The organism is Streptomyces sp. NPDC053079 (genome assembly GCF_044546695.1).
Classification (GTDB): Bacteria; Actinomycetota; Actinomycetes; order Streptomycetales; family Streptomycetaceae; genus Streptomyces.
The window spans coordinates 243853-265088 of sequence record NZ_JBITZJ010000005.1; the positions used below are offsets into that span (position 1 = coordinate 243853).

The 21236-nt window shown below is 72.6% G+C and carries 17 protein-coding genes and 1 tRNA gene; 11 read left to right on the top strand and 7 right to left on the bottom strand.

All coding sequences use genetic code 11. The features are described from left to right. Window positions 1–44: 44 nt before the first annotated feature. Window positions 45–1013: a polyprenyl synthetase family protein gene (locus ACIGXW_RS20125; RefSeq protein ID WP_399574253.1), complete on the top strand. Its 969-nt coding sequence runs from the start codon at window positions 45–47 to the stop codon at window positions 1011–1013. Window positions 1014–1152: 139 nt separating this feature from the next. Here ACIGXW_RS20125 and ACIGXW_RS20130 read toward each other — a convergent pair whose 3' ends face one another. Further along, complete coding sequence (locus tag ACIGXW_RS20130) at window positions 1153–1854, bottom strand: 4'-phosphopantetheinyl transferase (protein ID WP_399574254.1); 702 nt, start codon at window positions 1852–1854, stop codon at window positions 1153–1155. Window positions 1855–2100: 246 nt separating this feature from the next. Here ACIGXW_RS20130 and ACIGXW_RS20135 point away from each other — a divergent pair, with 246 nt between their 5' ends. Together ACIGXW_RS20135 and ACIGXW_RS20140 are read left to right on the top strand one after the other, a co-directional pair. Further along, a complete protein-coding gene (locus tag ACIGXW_RS20135) occupies window positions 2101–2340 on the top strand; it encodes a chaplin (RefSeq protein WP_399574255.1) in 240 nt (79 codons plus the stop codon). A 186-nt stretch (window positions 2341–2526) separates the two neighbouring features. After that, window positions 2527–4668: an NB-ARC domain-containing protein gene (locus tag ACIGXW_RS20140; RefSeq protein ID WP_399574256.1), complete on the top strand. Its 2142-nt coding sequence runs from the start codon at window positions 2527–2529 to the stop codon at window positions 4666–4668. Window positions 4669–4714: 46 nt separating this feature from the next. Here ACIGXW_RS20140 and ACIGXW_RS20145 read toward each other — a convergent pair whose 3' ends face one another. Beyond that, window positions 4715–5914 (bottom strand): hypothetical protein, encoded by a 1200-nt coding sequence (locus ACIGXW_RS20145; RefSeq protein ID WP_399574257.1) that lies wholly within the window; start codon window positions 5912–5914, stop codon window positions 4715–4717. A 133-nt stretch (window positions 5915–6047) separates the two neighbouring features. Beyond that, window positions 6048–6503, bottom strand: coding sequence for a hypothetical protein (locus tag ACIGXW_RS20150; protein WP_399574258.1), 456 nt, complete (start codon window positions 6501–6503; stop codon window positions 6048–6050). Window positions 6504–6716: 213 nt separating this feature from the next. Here ACIGXW_RS20150 and ACIGXW_RS20155 point away from each other — a divergent pair, with 213 nt between their 5' ends. Continuing rightward, window positions 6717–8828 (top strand): UvrD-helicase domain-containing protein, encoded by a 2112-nt coding sequence (locus tag ACIGXW_RS20155; RefSeq protein ID WP_399574259.1) that lies wholly within the window; start codon window positions 6717–6719, stop codon window positions 8826–8828. A gap of 55 nt (window positions 8829–8883) precedes the next feature. Here ACIGXW_RS20155 and ACIGXW_RS20160 read toward each other — a convergent pair. Then, window positions 8884–8956, bottom strand: a tRNA-Arg gene (locus tag ACIGXW_RS20160). Window positions 8957–9252: 296 nt separating this feature from the next. Here ACIGXW_RS20160 and ACIGXW_RS20165 point away from each other — a divergent pair. From ACIGXW_RS20165 to ACIGXW_RS20195, 7 genes are all read left to right on the top strand, one after another. Beyond that, on the top strand, window positions 9253–10896 hold the full coding sequence (locus ACIGXW_RS20165; RefSeq protein ID WP_360909763.1) for a dynamin family protein: 1644 nt from the start codon (window positions 9253–9255) through the stop codon (window positions 10894–10896). Next, window positions 10893–12833 (top strand): GTPase, encoded by a 1941-nt coding sequence (locus ACIGXW_RS20170; protein WP_399574260.1) that lies wholly within the window; start codon window positions 10893–10895, stop codon window positions 12831–12833. The genes ACIGXW_RS20165 and ACIGXW_RS20170 overlap by 4 nt, the downstream gene beginning before the upstream one ends. 155 nt (window positions 12834–12988) lie before the next feature. Further along, a complete protein-coding gene (locus ACIGXW_RS20175) occupies window positions 12989–13621 on the top strand; it encodes a single-stranded DNA-binding protein (RefSeq protein WP_399574261.1) in 633 nt (210 codons plus the stop codon). 236 nt (window positions 13622–13857) lie between these two features. Beyond that, a complete protein-coding gene (locus ACIGXW_RS20180; RefSeq protein WP_399574263.1) occupies window positions 13858–15291 on the top strand; it encodes a Cys-Gln thioester bond-forming surface protein in 1434 nt (477 codons plus the stop codon). 211 nt (window positions 15292–15502) lie between these two features. Continuing rightward, window positions 15503–17167 carry an energy-dependent translational throttle protein EttA gene (gene ettA / locus ACIGXW_RS20185; protein WP_071964260.1) on the top strand — a complete coding sequence of 555 codons (1665 nt, stop codon included), beginning with the start codon at window positions 15503–15505 and terminating at the stop codon, window positions 17165–17167. 2 nt (window positions 17168–17169) lie between these two features. Then, entirely contained in the window at window positions 17170–17610 is a 441-nt protein-coding gene (locus tag ACIGXW_RS20190) for a thioesterase family protein (RefSeq protein ID WP_071964259.1), read from the top strand. Next, entirely contained in the window at window positions 17607–18335 is a 729-nt protein-coding gene (locus tag ACIGXW_RS20195; protein ID WP_399574264.1) for a hypothetical protein, read from the top strand. Before ACIGXW_RS20190 ends, ACIGXW_RS20195 begins: the two co-directional genes overlap by 4 nt. Window positions 18336–18363: 28 nt before the next feature. Here ACIGXW_RS20195 and ACIGXW_RS20200 read toward each other — a convergent pair whose 3' ends face one another. From ACIGXW_RS20200 to ACIGXW_RS20210, 3 genes are all read right to left on the bottom strand, one after another. After that, on the bottom strand, window positions 18364–18768 hold the full coding sequence (locus ACIGXW_RS20200; RefSeq protein WP_399574265.1) for a globin: 405 nt from the start codon (window positions 18766–18768) through the stop codon (window positions 18364–18366). Between the two features lie 68 nt (window positions 18769–18836). Beyond that, entirely contained in the window at window positions 18837–19853 is a 1017-nt protein-coding gene (locus tag ACIGXW_RS20205; RefSeq protein ID WP_399574266.1) for an FHA domain-containing protein, read from the bottom strand. A 22-nt stretch (window positions 19854–19875) separates the two neighbouring features. Further along, window positions 19876–21234: a VWA domain-containing protein gene (locus tag ACIGXW_RS20210; protein WP_399574267.1), complete on the bottom strand. Its 1359-nt coding sequence runs from the start codon at window positions 21232–21234 to the stop codon at window positions 19876–19878. Window positions 21235–21236 lie beyond the last annotated feature (2 nt).

The following is a 21236-nucleotide window of genomic DNA, read 5'->3' on the forward strand; positions in this document are numbered from 1 at the left end:
GCCAGGGCCGGCCGACGGCCGCACTCGAACCAGGGAGGCACACGATGTCGAAGCAACCCCAGCCGCCCGGACCGGTGACGCCCCGCACGCCCTCGCCGCGGCACCAGCGGGCGAGGATGCTCGACCGCGTCGAGGAACGGCTGCGCGGCCTCTTCGACGAGGAACACCGCCTGTGGCGCACCGCCGACGCCCGCGGCGCCGGGCTGATCGAGTCCCTGGCCGAGCTGGTGACCGCGGGCGGAGACAGGGCCCGTCCGACCGTCTTCCTCACCGGCTATCTCGCGGCCGGCGGCGATCCGGACGCCACCGCCGCCGTCGACACCGCCGTGGCCCTCGAACTCCTCGACACCTGCACCCTCATACGCGCCGACGTCCGCGACAACGCCGCCCTGCGCAGGGGCATCCCCACCCTGCACGCCGGCCGGGCCGCCGAGCACGAGCACAGCGGCTGGGCGGGCGACTCCCGGCGCTTCGGCGAATCCACCGCCACACTCGCCGGCGACCTCGCCCTCGCCCACGCGGACCGGCTCGTGGCCCGGTTGCCCGCCGAGGCGTGGCAGATCTGGGACGAACTGCGGGTCCAGCGGGCGATCGGCGCGTACACGCACGAGGCCATGGCCGCCGAGTACCTCGAGGACCCCTGGCCCGGCCACTGCGTGTCCGGCTGCGACCGCGGCTGCGCGGCCGGCTGGTACGCCCTGCGCCACCCGCTGCGCCTGGGGGCGGCTCTCGCCGGCCGCCCCGACCTCGACGCCCCGTACGACGGCTACGCCCGCCCGCTGCACGCCGCGTGGCGGCTGCGCGGTTTCCTCGACGGAGGCCCGGAGTTCGCCTGGGACGCACAGCTGCTGCGCGAGCTGCTGCTGGACCCCGAGGAACAGGACGTCACCGAGCAGCTGATCGACGAGCTCGTCCGGCGGGCCCGCGACATCGCCGCCACCACACCACTGGCGGACGGCTGGCGCGAGGAGCTGGCGGCCTTCGCCGAACGGGTGGCATCGCCGGAGGGCTGACCACGCCGGCGGGCATCGGCGGGGCAGGGCGCGGACGGCTGACGCGCTGCTGCTGGTGCCCATGGCTCAGCGCGGCCCGCCGGTGCCTACGGCCCAGTGCGGCGGTCGCCCCCCCTCCAACAGCGGGGCGCGCCCGTGACTAGTGGCCGGGAACGGCGATCGCCGTCACGATCAGGCCGTCGCGGACCAGCCAGCGGCCTTCGAAGCCGGACAGCCGGTTTCCGGTCGCCGCCAGGAGTGGATCCGGCGTCAGCAGCCGTGCGCGGAAGGTCTGCTCAGCCGGGTCCACCTCGACGACGGCGTCCTGGAAGTCCAGCCAGAGCCGGGTGAGCGGAAACCACGCCTTGTAGACGCTCTCCTTGGCGCTGAACACCAGCCGGTCCCAGCACACGTCGGGCCGCTCGGCGCTCAGCCGGGCCAGCCATCCGTGCTCCTCCGGGCGGGTCACCAGCTCCCGCACGCCGTCGTTGGGCAGTGGCGCGTTGGGCTCCGCGTCCAGCCCGATGGTCAGTATGTCGGCGCTGCGCGCGACGGCCGCCGCGCGGTAGCCGGCGCAGTGCGTCATGCTGCCGACGATGCCGGAAGGCCACTGGGGGGCTCCGCGCTGCCCGGGGACGATGGGACCGGGGGCGACGCCCAGCCGGCCCAGAGCCGTCCGGGCGCAGGCCCGCACTGTGGTGAACTCCCTGCGCCGCTTCTCCACCGCCCTGGCGATGAGCGCCTCTTCCTCGGGGAACAGCGCGGGCGTCGCGTTCGCGCCGCCGGAGACCGGGCCGTCGAAGGCGGGATCGTCGAAGGACTCGGCGGATTCGATCGGTGACGTCAGCAGGGCGCCAATCATTCTCGCCAGTCATCCCCATGGTCGAAGAGGCCGAATTGCCTGTACGACGGAACCCTGCCAGCCGGGAAGCCAATGGGGAAACCCCTATTGCTGTTGATCAGCCCACACTCGGCACCCATTCGGCTCATATCGGGGTCACCCGGTCGCTTCACGGACGAAACCTTTGTGATTCCCGCACGTTGATCCGGGCTCCCGGCCGTCACCGACCGGGTGCTCGTCCCGTACGTCCAAGCAAAGGTGTCTCCCATGTCACGAATCGCCAGGGCAGCAGTCGTCACCGCCGCTGTGGGCGCCACTCTCGCCGGCGTCGCCGGCGGTGCGGTCGCCGACTCCGGAGCCAAGGGTGTGGCCGCGGGTTCCCCGGGTGTCATCTCGGGCAACGTCATCCAGATCCCGATCCACATCCCGATCAACCTCTGCGGCAACACCATCGACATCGTCGGGCTGCTCAACGCCGCTTCCGGCAACGTCTGCATCAACGACTGACGTCTGCCGAACACAGTCGATCCACGGCTTCCGGGACGCCCCCGCCCCGGAGCCGTTCCTGAGCGCATGGCGCCCCCGGCCCACCGCCGGCGGGCGCCATGCGCCTTTCACCGGCGCCCCCTTCGGCCTCCGCCCGGCCGCACGTAGGATCTTTCCCCACAACTGCGGCGGGCGGGGCGGGGACGCATGGGCGAGCGCGACGGCATCGAGAACACGATCACGGGCGGTACGTTCCTGGGCCCGGTCGTGCAGGCGCGGGAAGTCCACCTGCACCGGCCCACAGCCGCAAGGGCACCACGCCTCCTGGGCCCGGCGCCCGACGTGTTCGTCGACCGCACACCGGTCTTCGCGACCCTCGCGCGCGCGTCCGCCGAACGGGCCGTGCGCGAAGCGCCCCTGATCGTGACGGTCACAGGCCTGCCCGGCATGGGCAAGACGGCCACCGCACTGCGCTGGCTGCACCAGCTGGGCGCCGACTTCCCCGGCGGCCACCTCCAGGACGACATGAGCCCGCAAGGCCCCCTCAGGCCGCGCGACCCCGCCGCCGTACTCGAAGGCTTCGTCCGGGAACTATCGCACCGTCAGGAGCGGGCCGAATCGCCCCGGCCCACCGACCTGGACGGGCTGGCGGCACACTACAGATCACTGACGGCGGACGCGCCCACCTTGGTGTTCCTGGACAACGTGGTGAGCGCCGCCCAGGTCCGCCCCCTGCTGCCGGGCCACCCAGGGAGCGTGGTCGTCGTCACCAGTCGATTCCCGCTCACCGGTCTGCGGGCCTCACACCCGCGAGCGCTGAGCGTCCACTTGGACGCACTCGACGAGGGGTCCGGCGCCGAGTTGTTCCACGCGGTGACGGGACGGCCGGACGCACTGGACCGGCCGGCGCTGGAGGACGTCCTGCGGGCCTGCGCCGGACTGCCGCTGGCCGTGAGGATCGCGGGCGCGCGCGTGGGTGAACTGCTGGAGACGGGGGAGGATCCCGCGGAGCTCGCCCGCGAACTCGTCGACCGCCGCACCCGCCTGGAGGCGCTCACCGTGCCCGACGACCTCTCCGTCGCCCAGGTCTTCGACGCCGTGTACGACTCCCTCGCCGAGGGCCCGGCAGAGCTCTACCGCGCCCTGGGGCTGCACCCCACACCGGAGTTCTCCCGTGAGCTCGTACGCCGGCTCGCCCGGGCGGAGGACGACGTACGGACGCTCGTACGGGAGCGGCTGCTGGAACCGGCCGGTGACGGGCGGCTGCGCATGCACGGACTCGTCCACGACCACGCGCGCACCGCGGCCGATGGCGTCGAAGCGCGCACGGCCGACCGGCCCGTGGACCGGTCCCGCGAGCGGTACGTCGACCACTACGTCCAGTGGTACCTGGAACGTGCGGCGGCCGTCGAGTGGCAGACCTCCGACCGCTGGCGCTACGGGCCGCTGTTCGCGCGGCCCGAGCGTCTGCGGGAGGTCTTCGCCGGCGCCGACGAGGCCCTGGACGCCATGGAGGCGGACCGCGCCAACGTGGTGGCGGTCGCGGAACTGGCGCACACCACCGGGCGCCACGCTGCGGCGTGGCAGCTGTGCGAGGCGCTGCGCGGCTTCTTCTTCCGGCGCAAGTATCACGCGGACTGGGTGGCCGTATGCCTGACGGGAGTCAGGGCAGCACAACAAGGCGACGACCCCATTGCCGTGGCGCGCATGCACCTGGAGCTGGCCTTCGCCTATGCCGACCGCGACGACGACACCGACACCGTGGAAGCCCGCGACCACTACGACCAAGCCCTGACCCTGGCCTGCGCCATCGGACACGCGCGTACCGCGTCCTCGGCCCTGGAGGGCCTGGGCCTGCTGGAGCTGCGCGCCGGCCGGCCGCAGGCCGCAGCGGACCACTTCCGGCGCGCGGTCGACGCACTGGAGGACATCGACCACCCACGCGGCCGCGCCCTGCTGACGTTCCACCTGGGCCGCGCCCTCAGCGCCGACCGCAGCCATGCGGAGGCGGCCGGGCTGCTGCTGCGAGCCCGCGCACTGTTCGCCGCGCTGCCCGACCGCTTCAACGAGGCCAAGTCCTTGTGGCACTACGCCCAGGCCCGCCTGCGCGCCGACCGGTCGGACGAGGCCCTGGCCCCCCTGAACGAGGCCGTCACCCTCATCCACACCTGCGGCGCACTCAAGGAAGAAGCCGACATCCTTCTGCTACGCGGAGACGTACTGGCGACCGGAGGCCGGCAGGAGGCCGCAGAGGCCGACTGGCGGGCGGCACTGGAGCTGTACGTCCGAGTGGGCGGAGCGGGAGGGGAGAGCGCCGGGGCGAGGGCGGCGCGGGAACGCCTGAGCTAAGGGACGGGTTTGAGAACGAGGGACGGTCAAACAGTGGAAGGTCAGGTCACGGGAAAGCCCTCTGAACCCCCTCCAGAGCGAGCCGCCCCGCAAGAACCTCGTCGGCGATGTCGACGTCGGCAGTGACGGCTCCGCCCCTGTCCCCGCGTTCGTCCCCCAGTCCGACGTAGAGCACCGACGCCGCAACCGCCGTGGTCGCTCCCGCTCCGGCCCCCGCCTCAGCCCCGTCCCACCGTGCCCGCAATCGCGCCCCCTCACGCGTGAAGGCGACACAGTCCCTCGCCCCCGGACCACCGGCGAAGGCCGCCAGCCGGCATCCGGGATACCGCCGGAAGAGCCGTTCGGCGGCCTCCCTGCCGGACTCGCCGGGCGCCGGCGGCCGGGCCACGATCACATCGGCCGCGCGGGCCCAGCGGGGGTCGGGCTCGCCCTCCGCCGCCACGAGGTGCGGGTCGGGCAGGTGCCCGGTCACGGAGCCCTGGAACTCGGCAGGGTGGCGCCGCACCGACACCCGCCCGTCGCCGCCGGCCGCGACGGTGACGTACATGGCCGGAGGCACCGGTTCGTACCGTTCGGCGGGAAGCGGCAGCGGCAGTGCGATGGGCCGGGGAATAGCCGGCCGGTCCGGCTCGGTCAGCTCCATCCGCGCGTAGTACAGGCGGCGCAGCAACGCGGCCGACCGCATGGGCCGGGACGTGACGAGCGCACCGATGCCGGCCAGCCGTTCGTCACCGGGCTGCGCGGCCATGGCACGCCGCACCTGCTCTTCGAGCGGCTCGTACGGGCTGACGCGCGGCAGCGCCGCCCCCAGCCGCTCCATGGGCGAACCGGCGGCCACCACGGCCTCCCCGAAGGCGCCCAGTAGGCCGGGAACGCCGAGCGCGGAGCCGTAGAGGGTCAGCGAGCCGTGGTCGCCGACGAAGGCGTCGGCAGCCACCAGCGCCGCCTTCCAGGCGTCGGTCTCCGGCTGGGGGAGGAGGAGACCGGCGCGCAGGAACGGAGCCAGCCAGGAGCGGACCTGCCAACCGCTGTGGCCGAACCAGACGTTGGGGTGCACGGCGGCGACGACGCGATAGCCGTCGACGGGCAGCTCGGCGAGGGCCCGGCGGACGATGTCCATGTTCGCGCCGAGGAGGGAGTGCGGCCCCCAGGTGGAGGTGAGCACGATGAGCCTCTGGCCGGGCCGCAGCCCGAAGGCGGCGCGGTACTCGTCACGGAAGGGAAGGCTGGCGCGGAGCCGGTCCATGCAGGGGTCCCCGGCGACGACGGAGATCGGTACGGCTTCGGGGCAGCCACGGCGCAGGCGTTCGCGCTGTTCGTCGTGGGAGAGGACGATGGCGGAAGGAATCAGCCGGCCCTCATGAGTGAGCCACTCGGCATCAAGCCCAAAGGCTTCCGGGCTTCCGGGCTTCCGGGCTTCCGGGCTTCCGGGCTTCCGGGCTTCCGGGCTTCCGGTGCAAGTATTTATTATATCCAGCGCCGTGGGGAGCGCCGACGAGCGGTGCGTTGATCTCCTGCAGTTCGCCGCCCCGGCTGCTGCTCACCGCCAGGTCGAACTTCTGCCGCTTGGCCTCCTCCCAGGAGATGCAGGGCAGTTGGCGCGCGGCGGCGAACTCCCGTATCCCGGCGTCGAACGCCGACGAGCCCGTGCAGGCGAAGACGATGTTTATTCGGCTGTCTCCCTCGAATGGCGAGAGGAGGTCCAACAGCCGTGTCGCGGACGTGACGTTGTGGATGACGCCCAGCACGGTGTGAGAGGGCGACGTGGTGGCCCACTGTGCGGCGTCGTCCCGCAGCAGGAGGTGCGACGGACGGGAGGTTCCTGCGTCCGGCACCGCGTCCTCGCTCTCTCCCGACGGCCTTTCATGGCTCGAGCTCCCTGAACCTCGCGCCTCGAGGCTCAGGGGGGCGTGCGCCAGGGCGCCGCACCATCCGCCAGACGATACCCGCCACACTTGGCGACTGGGCGGCGACTCCATTGCGCAGTACGATCATTACGTTGCGTATATATGCACGTACTAGGGGGAGTGCGGGCAAGGGGGGCGGTCATGGGGGCTGGTGGTTCGGCTTCGGAAAGGGCGCAGGAGGCGCGGCGGCACGAGCGCGAGCTGCGCGAGCAGCTGCGCGCCGCGCAGCGGGAGGCCCGGCGGTGGGAGGCGGCGAGCGAGGGCGAGCGCAAGGTGGCCGCCCAGCTGCTGATGCTCACCCGGCGCGGCTGGCGGTTGCTCGTGGACCGGCGGTGGCCCGGTACGCGCGCGGCCAACGTCGACATGCTGCTGGTGGGGCCCGGCGGCGTCTTCGTCATCGACGTCAAGAACTGGCGCGCGGCCCCCGAGGCGGGCGACGGCCATCTCACGGCCGGCCGGCAGCGGCGGGACGGAGAGATCGGCAAGCTGCTGGCGGTGACGCGGGTGGCGGAAGGGGCCCTGGCGACGCTGGGCCTGTCTCCGGTGGCCGTGCAGCCGCTGATGGTCTTCGCGGGCCGCTCCTTCAGCGGCACGCTGGGCAGGGTGCGGCTGCTGGGCGAGCGGGAGGTGGGCCCGGCCCTGATCGCCGAGCGCACCCGGCTGGGCCCGGCCATGGTGCGGGCGATAGCCGACCACATGGAGCAGGTCTTCCCGGCGTACGAGGCCTCGTGCGTACCCGCCGAGCGCACCGGTGCGAAGCCGTCCGCCTCCTGTGCGCCCTGCGCGTCCTCCGTCTCCTCGGTGTTCCCGCAGCCGGAGACGCTCTTCGACATCGACGGCCTGCGGGACGCGGCCATGGACGCCGCCCGCAGAGGGCCCATCGAGCAGTGGATGACGTTCCTGCACCCCGACCAGGTCGCCCTGGTGCGGCGCAACTGGGCCGGCCCGGCGCGTGTGACCGGCCCGGCGGGCACCGGCAAGACCGTGGTGGCACTGCACCGCGCCGCCCACCTTGCGCAGCGCACGACCGGGCGCATCCTGTACGTGACCTTCGCGAGCAACCTCCCCCGGGTACAGAGCACGTTCCTGCGCACCATGTCGCCGGCCGTCGTCGACCGGGTCGAATTCCGCAGCCTGCACTCCTGGGCCCGGAAGTTCCTCTCCGAGCGCGGCATCACCCACCGGCTGCACGGCGGCCGGGCGGAGGACGCCTTCAGCCGTGCCTGGATGCGCTACGGCCGGGGCAGTGTCCTGTCCGTGCTCGATCCCTCCCCGCGCTACTGGCGCGAGGAGATCGACTGCGTCATAAAGGGCCGCGGGATCACCCGCTTCGAGGAGTACGCGACCCTCAGGCGCCACCGGCGCCGCACCAACCTCCGCCGCCCGCACCGCGAGGCCGTGTGGGCCCTGTACGAGGAGTACGAGCGGGTCCGCGCCGAGCGCGGGGTGCACGACTTCAACGACATCCTCAGCCTCGCCCTGGCCGAGGCCCGTGCGAGGCCGGGCCGTTCACCGTACGCGGCGGTCATCGCCGACGAGGTGCAGGACCTCACCCTGGTCGGCGTGTGCCTCCTGCACGCCCTCGTCGGGGACGCCCCCAACGGCCTGTTGCTGGTCGGCGACGGCCAACAGGCCGTCTATCCGGGAGGCTTCCGGCTGTCCGACGCGGGAATCGACGTCCGCGGCGACCGAGGCCAGGTCCTGCGTACGAACTACCGCAACGCCAAGCAGGTCCTCGACGCGGCCCTGGCCGTGGTGGCGGAGGACGCCTTCGACGACATCGACGGCACCCGCATCGCCGGCATCCGCGACGTCGACCTCACCTACCACGAAGGCCACGTCGTACGGTCGCTCTCCCGGACCCCCGCCGAACAGGACGCGGCGCTCCTGGGAGCCCTCCGCACCCGTGGCGAGGCCAGCTGGCCCGACTCCGCCCTCCTGTGCCGCTCCAAGCGCGAGACGGACCACTACCGCCGCCTCCTCGCCCACGCGGGCATCCCCCAGTGCTCCCTGGAGCGCTACGACGGCCATCCGGTGCCGGGCGTCAAACTGGGCAGCTACCGCCGCGCCAAGGGCCTGGAGTTCAAGCACGTCTACCTCCCCGACCACACCCTCACCCACCCCTGCACCTCCGCCGACGAAGACATCACCCGCGAGCGCGACGAGCTCTGCCGCACCCAGCTCTTCGTGGCCATGACCCGAGCCCGGGACACCCTCTGGCTGGGTGCGGTCGTCAGGGCCACCGAGAGCTGAAGCGGGGCAACAAAAACGCCCCTCCCGGAAGGAGGGGCGTGCACGATGGGGAGAGCGCCCCCGGCAGGACTCGAACCTGCGGCCAAGCGCTTAGAAGGCGCCTGCTCTATCCACTGAGCTACGGGGGCCGGTGTGTGCGGCGGTCGCGGACGGCTGAAGCCCCGGGCTCGGTGGTGCCGTGACCTTGCCGGGGACAAGGATAGGGCTCCGCGTACCTCGTCCCGGTTGCTTCACCTCCGTAACACGATGTGGAGGTTCGGTGAAGCGGTCCTGATAATCGCAGGCAGGTGCGATTTTCGCATCGTTTTTGACGTCTCAGGCGGCGGGTGTTGTGTACTCGTTATGCCTGGGCCTCTTGCGCCACGCCTCGCGCGCCAGGGGCTATACGCTTCAAAAACACCCCAGAATTGGGCATTCTTCACGTGTGGCGACCTTGGACGTACGGCCCCGACTGCTTGACGCGCTGTCCGCACTGCGTGACCGCGTGGACGCCGCACGCTTCCCGCTCCCCCTTCCCGGCGCCGCCCGCGCCCGCCGAAACCGTGCCGAGCTCCTGGCGCAGCTCGACGACTACTTGGTGCCCCGGCTGTGCGCCCCCGAAGCGCCGTTGCTGGCGGTTGTCGGGGGGTCCACGGGGGCCGGCAAGTCCACGCTGGTCAACTCGCTGGTGGGGCGTCGGGTCACTGAAGCGGGCGTGCTGCGGCCGACAACTCGCATGCCAGTTCTGGTGTGCCATCCGGATGATCATCACTGGTTCGCCGGGGACCGTGTGCTGCCGAAGCTGCAGCGCGTCTGGGTACCGAACCAGGAGGCCGCCGCGGCGGCGTACGACGCGGAGACCATGGACGACGACGGGGTGGTCGAGGGCGGGGAGGAGGTGGCGGAGGACGAGCCGTTCGCCCTGCGGGTGGAGACCGACCGTTCCCTGCCGCGCGGCCTGGCCCTGCTCGACGCCCCCGACATCGACTCCCTCGTCGCCCGCAACCGCGAACTCGCCGCCGCCCTGATCTGCGCCGCCGACATCTGGGTCCTGGTCACCACCGCCACCCGGTACGCGGACGCGGTGCCCTGGCACCTGCTGCGCACCGCCAAGGAGTACGACGTCACCCTGGTCACCGTCCTGGACCGGGTGCCGCACCAGGTGGCCGTGGAAGTGTCCCGGCAGTACGACGCGCTGCTGGAGAACGCGGGCCTGGGTGACGTGCCCCGCTTCACCATCCCCGAGCTCCCCGAATCCGCGGGAGGCAGCGGACTGCTGCCCTCCACCGCCGTCGCGGGGCTGCGTGCCTGGCTCACCCAGCAGGCCGAGGACCCCGCCGCCCGGACCGTGGCGACCGCCCGGACCGCGCGCGGGGTGCTCTCCTCGCTGGGGTCGCGGCTGCCGGGGCTCGCCGGGGCCTCGGCCCTGCAGCACGCGGCTGCCGTACGGCTGCTGCAGCGCGTGGAAGATGCGTACGGGCGCGCGTTGGAGCGCGTACGCCGGGAGCTCGCGGCGGGCGAGGCGCTCGCAGGCGACGCGCTCACGCACTGGCGCGGCTATCCCCGCGACAGCACGCCCGACGAGCTGCTCACCGCCCTCACCGGTTCCGTCATCGCGCTGCTCAGCTGTGCCGCGGACGCCGCCGACGAGGAGATCGCGGCGGCCTGCGGCAACGACCCGGTGGCCGAGGCGGCACTCGCCCCCGGCGACCCGGACGGCGCCCGGGCCCGGATCGGCGTGGCCGTACGGCGCTGGCGGCGCTGCCTGGAGGAGATCGCGGAGGAAGAGGTGCGGGCCGCCGAGCGTGATCGGGGGCCCGAGAGCGAACGCACCGCCGCGCTGCTCGGAGCGGCGTTGCTGGGCGGCCGCCGGGTGGGCAAGGCGGGGGAGGGGCTGGCGGAGACGTTCGGCGCGCAGGGCGCGCTGCGGCTGCGGGACCGGGGCGGGCAGCTGCTGGCCCACTGCATCGAACAGGTTCTCGACGCCGAGCGGGACCGCAGGGCGGCCCCCCTCGAGGCCCTCGAGATGACCCCCGACCACCAGGTCGAGCTCATCGCGGCACTGTCCGTGCTGCAAAAGGAGAAGTGACCCCCGTGCCGTCAGCTGACGAAGTCAACCGCTTCTGGAACGACGGCCTGATCGCGCGCCGCGGCCGGCCGGAACGTCCCGCTTCGTACCCCGAACGCGCGGCCCCGCCCGAGCGCCCCCCGGCCCCCGCCGTGCCCCGGGTCGCGGCGTCGCCCTCGCCGGCGGGGCTGGTGCTGCGGCCCCGGCTCGACGCCCTGCGCGAGCTGGTCGGGCTGTCGCGGGCACGGCTGGACCGGCGCACGCTCGCCGAGGCGGGCCGGGTGCTGGACGAGGCGGCGGCCCGGCAGCGGTACGCGCTGGACATGACGGTGGTGGCCATCGCGGGGGCCACCGGCAGCGGCAAGTCGACGCTGTTCAACGCCCTCGCCCGGGCCCAGCTCTCGGAGGCGGGGGTGCGGCGGCCGACCACCGCCCTGCCGATCTCCTGCGCGTGGACCGACCGCGCGGACGGCCTGCTGGACCGGCTCGGCATCCCCGCCCGCGCCCGCCGGCAGCCGGTACGCCCGTACGACCCGGCACTCAACGGGCTCGTCCTGCTCGACCTGCCCGACCACGACTCGGCGGCGGCCGGCCACCGGGAACAGGTGGACCGGCTGCTGGGGCTGGTGGACGCGGTGATCTGGGTGGTGGACCCGGAGAAGTACGCGGACGCCGTGCTGCACGAGCGCTATCTGCGCCCGCTGGCCGGGTACGCGGAGGTGACGTTCGTCGTGCTCAACCAGGTCGACCGGCTCTCCGAGGACGCCGCCGACCAGGTGCTGGACGATCTGCGGCGACTGCTGGACGAGGACGGTCTGGCGCTCGGCGAGCACGGCGAGCCGGGAGCCGCGGTACTGGCCCTGTCCGCGCTGACGGGAGCGGGCATCGGCGAACTGCGCGAGGCCCTGGGACTGTTCGTGGCCCGCCGGAACGCGGCGGAGCTGCGGCTGACGGCCGACGTGGACGGCGTCTCGGCACGGCTGCGCTCGGCGTACGTCGCCGACGGCCGGCCGGGGCTGACGGAACGGGCGCGGCAGGAGTTCGAGGACCGGCTGGCCGAGGCGGTGGGCGCCCAGGCCGCGGGCCTGGCGGCGGAACGCGCCTGGCGCCGGGACGCCGAGCGGGCGTGCGGCACCTCGTGGAAGCGGCTGCGGTGCTGGACCGAGCGCGGCCGCGGCGGGGCCACGGGCGAGCTGGAATCCGCTGCCGCATCCTCCGCGGCCTCCGGCGCGGGTGCCGACGCCACCGGCCTCCTCACCCCGTCGCGGCGCCGCACGGCGTCGCGGCCCCTGGTCGAGCAGGCCGTGCGCGCCCTGGCCTACGAGGCGTCCGCCGGGCTGCCCGGCCCCTGGGCGCAAGCCGTCCGCGAGGCGGCGGGCCGCGGCGCGGAGGGCCTCGCGGAGGCTTTGGACGAGGTGGCCGCCGTGGCGGCCACGGCCGTGGTCACGGGCACGAGACGCGCGAGCATCGGCCTGACGGGCGGCCCGCGCACGGGCGTGGGCTGCGCCGACGGCGGCCGTACGGGCGTATGGCCCACCGGCGTCGGGCGGATGGCCGCGGGCCGTATGGGTGCCGCGCGGACGCGCGGGGCCGCGCACGGGCGTGCGGTACGGCCCCGCTGGTGGGCGGCTGTCGCGGCGGGCCAAGGCGTGCTGTCGGCGTTGCAACTTCTGGGCGTGGCGTGGCTGGTGGGCCTGTTCATGGGCGAGTTCGGCGGGCCGTGGTGGGTGCCGGGCGCGCTGCTGGCGGGCGGCGGACTGGGCGGTCCGCTGCTGGCGTGGTGCGGCCGGCTGGCCGCGCGGGGGCCGGCGCGTGGGTACGGGCTGGAGACGGAGCGCAGGCTGCGGGGCGCCGCCGCGGGGTGCGGGCGGGCCCGGGTGCTGGAGCCGGTGGCGGCGGAGCTGCTGCGGTACCGCGAGGTGCGGGCACAGTTCGTGATCGCGGCGGGGGAGGCGTAGCCGGGTCGCTCGGGGCTGGAGGAGGTCTGTGGGACCTGAGGGGTCCGCGTGGGTGAGGGCGTTGTCCCCAACCGCGCCGCTGTCCACAGGCCTCAGCGGGCTCGGGCGATCGTCGGCACCATGAACGTCATCAGCCGACGGGGGAGGCGTTCCGGATGAACGAGACATTGGTGACGGTCGTGGGCAACGTGGCCACGCAGCCGGATTTCAGGGAGGCGGCGAACGGGGCGGCGGTCTCGCGTTTCCGCCTGGCCGCGACGGTGCGCCGCTGGGACCGGCAGCGGGAGGAATGGGCGGATGCGTACACGAGCTTTTACACAGTGTGGGCATGGAGGGCCCTGGCGGGGAATGTGGTCGGGTCGGTGACGGTGGGCGAACCGCTCATCGTCCAGGGAAAGTTGCGAATTCAGGAGCAGGAGCGCGACGGAAAGCGTTGGGTGTCGGCGGACATTGACGCCGTGTCCATCGGGCACGACCTGGCGCGCGGCACCTCGGCATTTCGCCGGGTGTCCCCGGCCAGGCCGCTGCCGCTCGAGCCGGTGCGCATGGCGGGCGCGGATCCGGGCCCCGGCCGGGGCGCATCCGGCGGTCAACCGCCTTTGCGGGGCCGGGTCCAGACCGTTCCTCAGCCGCTGTCCGAGGTCCTTCCGCAGCCTTCGCCCCAGGTCCCGGCTTCGGCGGGACCGCCACCGCCCGTCCCCGTGGGAGCGGTCGGGGCTGATGCCGCGTCGGACGGCGAGCCGGACGCGGCTGCGGTCTCGGGGGTTACGGCGGTCGCCGTCCTCTGAAATGGGGCATTTGTCCCGGCGATTTATCGATAATGCGGAGTCGAGTACGCCTATGCGATAACGATTCCGATTCGGATCGGTTGTGCGCAGGCATCTGTGGGGATGGTGTTGCGCTCGCTCCTTAAGATCCCGTCCATAGCAACGGGGGCTCCTGAGTTTTGAGTTGCCCGGTGGGGCGTGTCCGGAACGGTCTGCACCTGATCTTCGCGCGGACGCGTCCGCCCGAAAGGAAATCCATGAACTCTGTAAAGAGGCGGGGCGCTGCCCGCCTTGCGTCGGCGATCCTGGCGGCCGGTCTGGCCGTCGGCGGCACCCTCGCCCTGGCGGGCCCGGCGGCCGCGGACGAGGCGCCGCAGAACCAGGGGGGCGTGACCGCCACGCTCGGCCGCATCACGGCCGGCGGCGGGGCCATGGTGCAGGACCGGCGCAAGACCGGGGACATCATGGCGGGCCTGTTCGAGATGAAGGTCGACGGCGGCGGCACGCTGCAGACCTACTGCATCGACATCCTCACCAACACCGTCGACGGCGCGAAGTACAAGGAGACGGGCTGGGACGAGTCGTCCCTGCACAACAACGCCAACGCGGGCAAGATCCGCTGGATCCTCCAGCACTCCTACCCGCAGATCAACGACCTGGCCGCGCTCGCCAAGGCGGCGGGCACGGACAAGCTGGACGTGAACGCCGCGGCCGCCGGCACCCAGGTCGCCATCTGGCGCTACTCGGACAACGTCAAGGTCGACGCCAAGAACCCGGCGGCAGAGAAGCTCGCGGACTACCTCACCAAGAGCGCCGAGAGCGTCGAGGAGCCCAAGGCGTCCCTGACGCTCACCCCGCCGGCGGTCTCCGGCAAGTCCGGCCAGCGCATCGGCCCGGTCACCGTCCACACCAACGCGGGCAGCGTCACGGTCGCCCCCTCCGGCGACACCACCGCCAAGAAGGTGCAGGTCGTCGACAAGGCCGGCAAGCCGGTCACCTCGACCGTCAACGGCGGCGAGATCTTCTTCGACGTGCCGGCCGGCACCCCCGACGGCTCCGCCTCGTTCAAGGCCACGGCCGCCACCAAGGTCCCCGTCGGCCGCGCCTTCATAGGCGACCACACCAAGACCCAGACGATGATCCTGGCCGGCTCCAGCGAGAGCACCGTCTCCGCCACCGCCACCGCGAACTGGGCGACCAAGGGCGCGATACCGGCCCTGACCGCCAAGAAGAGCTGTGAGAAGGGCGGTGTGGAGATCACCGCCGACAACAAGGGCGACCAGCCGTTCACCTTCGAGCTGGAGGGCAAGAAGCACACCGTCAAGCCCGGCGGCTCCGAGACCACCCTGGTGAAGGTCGGCGAGGACCAGGCCTACAAGATCACGATCACGGGCCCGAACGGCTTCTCCAAGACGTTCTCCGGCATCCTCGACTGCAAGACCGCCGAGACCGGCACCACCGGCGGCTCGGGCACCACGGGCGGCACCGGCAAGCCCTCCGCCTCCCCCAGCGCCCCGGCCGGCGGCTCCGGCACCAGCACCGGCTCGACCGGCTCCACCACCGGCGGTGACCTGGCGAACACCGGCAGCAGCAGCGCCACGCCCACCATCGCCGGTGTGGCGATAGCCCTCATCGTGGCCGGCGGCGGCGCCGTCTTCCTCCTGCGCCGCAAGAAGACCACCGAACAGTAGGCGGGCGGGCCGGTGCCAGCGGCCCCACCTCAGGAAAGACCCGACGCGTGACGCCTCGCGTACGGCCGGTGACCGGGAATGTCCTCCGGTTACCGGCCCGTCGGCCCTAACGCGTTTCCGCCCAGGGCTTCCCGTACGGCAAGATGGGGTGTATCTGCCCTCACGCGGCGGAGCCGCACATTGGCCCTTCTCGATTGCCGGACGGTTTCTCTTGGCTGAGTACATCTACACCATGCGCAAGACGCGCAAGGCGCACGGCGACAAGGTCATCCTCGATGACGTGACGCTGAGCTTCCTGCCCGGTGCGAAGATCGGTGTGGTCGGCCCCAACGGTGCCGGTAAGTCCACCGTCCTCAAGATCATGGCCGGTCTGGAGCAGCCGTCCAACGGCGACGCGTTCCTCTCGCCCGGCTACAGCGTCGGCATCCTGATGCAGGAGCCGAAGCTGGACGAGTCCAAGACGGTCCTGGAGAACGTCGAGGACGGCGTCGCGGAGATCAAGGGCAAGCTCAACCGCTTCAACGAGATCGCCGAGCTCATGGCGACGGACTACTCCGACGCGCTGCTCGACGAGATGGGCAAGCTCCAGGAGGTGCTCGACCACGCCAACGCCTGGGACCTCGACGCCCAGCTGGAGCAGGCCATGGACGCGCTGGGCTGCCCGCCCGCCGACTGGCCGGTCGTCAACCTCTCCGGTGGCGAGAAGCGCCGCGTGGCGCTCTGCAAGCTGCTGCTCGAGGCCCCCGACCTGCTGCTCCTCGACGAGCCCACCAACCACCTCGACGCCGAGTCGGTGAACTGGCTGGAGCAGCACCTGGCCAAGTACCCGGGCACCGTCGTGGCGATCACCCACGACCGGTACTTCCTCGACAACGTCGCCGAGTGGATCCTCGAGCTCGACCGCGGCCGCGCGATCCCCTACGAGGGCAACTACTCCACCTACCTGGAGAACAAGGCAGCCCGTCTGAAGGTCGAGGGCCAGAAGGACGCCAAGCGCCAGAAGCGCCTCAAGGAAGAGCTGGAGTGGGTCCGCTCCAACGCCAAGGGCCGTCAGGCCAAGTCCAAGGCGCGCCTCGCCCGTTACGAGGAGATGGCGGCCGAGGCCGACAAGATGCGGAAGCTGGACTTCGAGGAGATCCAGATCCCGCCGGGCCCGCGTCTGGGCTCCGTCGTCGTCGAGGTCAACAACCTCTCCAAGGCCTTCGGTGACAAGGTCCTCATCGACGACCTGTCCTTCACCCTGCCGCGCAACGGCATCGTCGGCGTCATCGGCCCGAACGGCGCCGGCAAGACGACGCTGTTCAAGATGATCCAGGGCCTGGAGAAGCCGGACTCCGGTTCCATCCGGGTCGGCGAGACCGTCAAGATCTCCTACGTCGACCAGAGCCGCGCCAACATCGACCCCAAGAAGACGCTGTGGGCCGTCGTCTCCGACGAGCTGGACTACATCAACGTCGGCCAGGTCGAGATGCCCTCGCGCGCCTACGTCTCCGCGTTCGGCTTCAAGGGCCCGGACCAGCAGAAGCCGGCCGGCGTCCTGTCCGGTGGTGAGCGCAACCGCCTGAACCTGGCGCTCACCCTCAAGCAGGGCGGCAACCTGCTCCTCCTCGACGAGCCGACCAACGACCTCGACGTCGAGACCCTGTCCTCCCTGGAGAACGCGCTGCTGGACTTCCCCGGCGCCGCGGTGGTCGTCTCCCACGACCGCTGGTTCCTGGACCGAGTGGCCACGCACATCCTGGCCTACGAGGGCAACTCGAAGTGGTTCTGGTTCGAGGGCAACTTCGAGTCGTACGAGAAGAACAAGATCGAGCGCCTCGGCCCGGACGCGGCCCGTCCGCACCGTGCCACCTACAAGAAGCTGACCCGGGGCTGACCGTGGCGCGCCACATCTACTCCTGCCCCCTGCGCTGGTCCGACATGGACGCCTACGGCCATGTCAACAACGCGGTCTTCCTGCGCTACCTCGAAGAGGCGCGGATCGACCTCATCCACCAGCTGCGGCTCAAGGCGGACGAAGGCTCCTTCGCCGACGGTTCCGTCGTGGCCCGGCACGAGATCGACTATCTGCGTCCGCTGGCGTACCGGGCCGAACCGGTGACCGTCGAGACGTGGGTGACCAAGGTCGGCGCCGCGTCCATGACCGTCTCCTACGAGGTCAAGGACGCGGAGCAGGTCTACGTACGGGCCAGCACCGTCGTGGTCCCCTTCGATTTCGCCTCCGGGCGGCCCCGGCGGGTCACCGCCGACGAGAAGGAACTGCTCAAGACCTTCTCCGACGAGCCCGACGGCTCCCCGGAGGAGGCCGTCGCCGCATGACACAGCGGCTGCGCTTCGCCGACGCCGGGGAGGCGGCCGATCTGGCCGCCTTCCTGGCCCGGCTGATCCACTACGACCGTGCCGCCGTGGTCCGGCTCCAGGCGGGCGGCGGGGTCCTCGCCGTCTTCGGCCGTCCGCCGTCCTTCGAGGTCCTCGCGGTCCGCACGGCACGGCTGGCGGACGACCACGCGCTGGACGTCACCGTCTCGGCCGGCCGGCTCACCGACGAGCTGGACGCCGGGCAGCCGGTGCGCGGCGACGGCGTGGAGATCGCGGTGCCCGAGGCCGTCACCGGCCCGCCCTGGGCCGGGGTGCTGCCGCCGCGCGGCGGCTGGCGGCGGGTCGAGGGATTCCCCGGCGTGGAGGCCGTGCGCGGCGCCCTCGCCGCGGCGGTCGCGGAGTTCCGCGCCCGCGACGAGGCGCTGCCCGAGCAGCGCCGCACCCGTGCCGAGCGGGAACGCATAGGCCGGGAGATCTGGTCCCGCACCCTCGGTGACACCGGGCTGCCCCTGCGCGCGGTGCACGCCGCCCAGTCGCTGGGCTTCCTGCGCCCCGTCGGCGCCACCCGCCCGGCGGGCCGGGCCGACGGCACCACCACCGTCCTCGCCCCCGAGCCGCCGGTCCTCTTCGCCGCGCGCGGCTGGCTGCGCCTGCGCACCCCCTACGGCTCGATCGCCGTCAGCACGGGCGGCGGCCTGCGGGATCTGACGGTCACCCCCGCCTGAGCGGCCGCCCGGGGGGCCCGAAGGGGCCTCAGCCCTCGGTGTTGACCATGGAAGCGGCGGCGTACGTCAGGTAGTTCCACAGCTGGCGTTCCAGCTCGGGCGCGAGCTTCAGCTCGTCCACCGCGTCCCGCATGTGCCGCAGCCACGCGTCGTGCGCGGCGCGGTCCACGGTGAAGGGCGCGTGCCGCATCCGCAGCCGCGGGTGGCCGCGGTTGTCGCTGTACGTGCGGGGGCCACCCCAGTACTGCATCAGGAAGAGCACCAGGCGCTCCTCGGCCGGGCCCAGGTCCTCATCCGGGTACATGGGGCGCAGCAGGGGATCCCCGGCCACGCCCTCGTAGAAGCGGTGGACCAGGCGACGGAAGGTCGCCTCGCCGCCGACCTGCTCGTAGAAGGTCTGCTCCTGAAGCGTGCCGCGCGGAATCTCATTCACGCTTCCATGGTCTCAGACCGCCCGGCCGAGGACCGGCGGCTTAGGACCCTGCCGTCCCGCCCGGCCCGTCAGCCCCGCCGGACCGTGATCGTCGTCCAGGCTCCGACGTGCACCCGGTCGCCGTCCTGGAGGGCGACCGGCACGTAGGGCTGGATCGGTTCCTCGGAACCGTTGATCGTGGTGCCGTTGGTGGAGTCCTGGTCGACGACTGCCCAGCCGCCGTCGGGCTGGTGCACCAGCATCGCGTGCTGGTGCGAGACGCCCGGGTCCTCCGGCGGGCGCGAGAGGTCTATGTCGGGCGCCTCGCCCGTGCTGTGCCGGCGGCGGCCGATGGTGACCTGCCGGCCGCTGAGCGGGAACTGCAGCTCGGGGGAGTACGCGGGCAGGTTCAGCCCCGCCGCCTCCGGGCCGCTGCGGTTCATCATCGACAGGAAGTACTCCCGGTCGGGCGCGATGAACGCCACCCAGCCGGCACCCGGGGCGGGTCCGCCGGGCTGCGGCGGCACCGGCCGCGGCCCGCCCTCCGCGGCGGCCCGCTCGCCCTGGTGCTCGTACGACGGCTGCGGCTCGTGGGGCTCGTACGGCTCGTAGGTGAACGTGCCGGCGGCGGGCGGGTTGGCCGGCGGGGAGAGCACCCAGTCGTCCTCGCCGCCGAAGGTCTGCGGGGGGCCCTGGGGCGTCAGGGGCTCGGCAGGGCGGTTGATGCGGGACGGGCGTGAGCCGTGGTACTCGAAGCTCTGCGGCGGCTGGGTGTGCTGCGGCGGGGGCGGCGGCGCCGACTGGAAGCCCTGGGCCGACGGGGGCGGCGACGCGTACGGATTCCCCGACCTGGTGAGGAAGTTGTAGCGGCACTCCTCGCAGAAGGGGGCCTGCGCCTCGCGCGGCGTACGGCACTGCGGGCAGAGCTCCGCCTGCACGGTGGCGTCGCCTCCCGGATAGCCGTAGCCGCCGGTGCCGGCGGTGGGCGGCGCGGAGGGCGGCGGGGGGACGGCGCCGGCCGGCGCGGCCGCCCCCGTCATACGGTGGCCGCACACCTCGCACCAGTCCTCGGTTCCCGACTGGTGGCCGTTCGGGCAGGTCGGCATGTCGGTCGATTCCCCCTCTGCGTTACTTCTTGACGCGAACGGTCTTGGTGGAACGGGTCTCCAGCGTCATCTCGGCCTCTTTGGAGACATTCGCCTTCAGCCGCACAGTACCGTTCGCCGCGTCGACGACGTCCACCACCTTGGCGAGCAGTTTCGCGGTGGCTTCGTGCCCGGAACGGCTCGCCAGCTGCACGGCACGGCCCAGCTTCGCGGTGGCCCCGTCCACGTCGCCGGCCTTGCGCAGATCCAGGCCCTGCTGGATGGCCTGGGCCAGTTCCGCCTGGCCCGTGTAGTGCGCGACCTGGGGGTTGATGGAGGTCGACGCCGTCAGGTCGTCCGTCCACACCGCCCGCACCAGGCCCTGGGCGAGCACCTGCGCCGGGGAGCCGTCCGGTGCCGACAGGACGAGCGAGACCCGGGCGGCGAGCATCTCCTGGCCCACGCCCGCGCTCGGCACCCGTATGCACACGTGGTAGTCCCGCGACTCGTCGCCCCAGGAGCCGGTGGGGTAGTCGCCCGCGCGCGGACCGGCCTCCAGCCGCTGGCCCGTCAACTCCTCCACCGTCGGCGCGCACTGCTTGACGAACAGCACCTCGGCGCCCAGCGGGGTCCACAGCCGCAGGAAGACGTCCCCGACTTCCTTGCCCATCACGGACTCCATCATTCCGGTGAAGTCCGCGGCCAGCCCGGCCGGATCGGCGACGATCTCGGCGGTGCCCAGCAGCGCGGAGGCTATCCGCATGACCTCCTTGACCTCGTAGTCCGTCCCCACGCCGCGCGCGTCGCAGGTGAAGCGGCCCGCGCACACATCCAGCGACGCCCGCAGCGCGTCCGCCTCCTCGTGTTCGTTGCGGCCGTCGGTGAGCAGGATGCCGTGCCGTATCGAGGCCTGTGACGAGGCCAGCAGCCGGTCGGCCAGGCGCAGCCACGTGCCGATGGCCGTGCCGCCGCCCGGGCTGAGCTTGCGCAGCGCGTCCTTGGCCTGTCGCCGGGTCACGGCGTCGGCCGCCGCGAGCCGCCCGCCGCCGGGGTAGACCTCGCGGGCCTGGTGGGTGCCGGCGACGACGGCGAAGGCCACGCCCTCGCGCAGCGCGTCGATGGCGGCCGCCGTGGCCTCGCGTGCGCTGCGCATCTTGGCCGGCGGGTAGTCCATCGAGCCGGAGCAGTCGACCATGATGACGACGGCGGCGTCCGGGGCGCCGCCGACCGGCGGGACCGACGCGGGCGACAGGGACGCAGCCGGCGTCTCCACGACGGTGGCGCCGCCGCAGGCGGTGACGGTGACCACCGCGTTGACCTCGCGGCCCCCCTCGGGCAGGTTGACGTTCTGGTACACATCGACCGAGAACTGCGGCACGCTCGGTGGGGAGAACCTGGCCATCT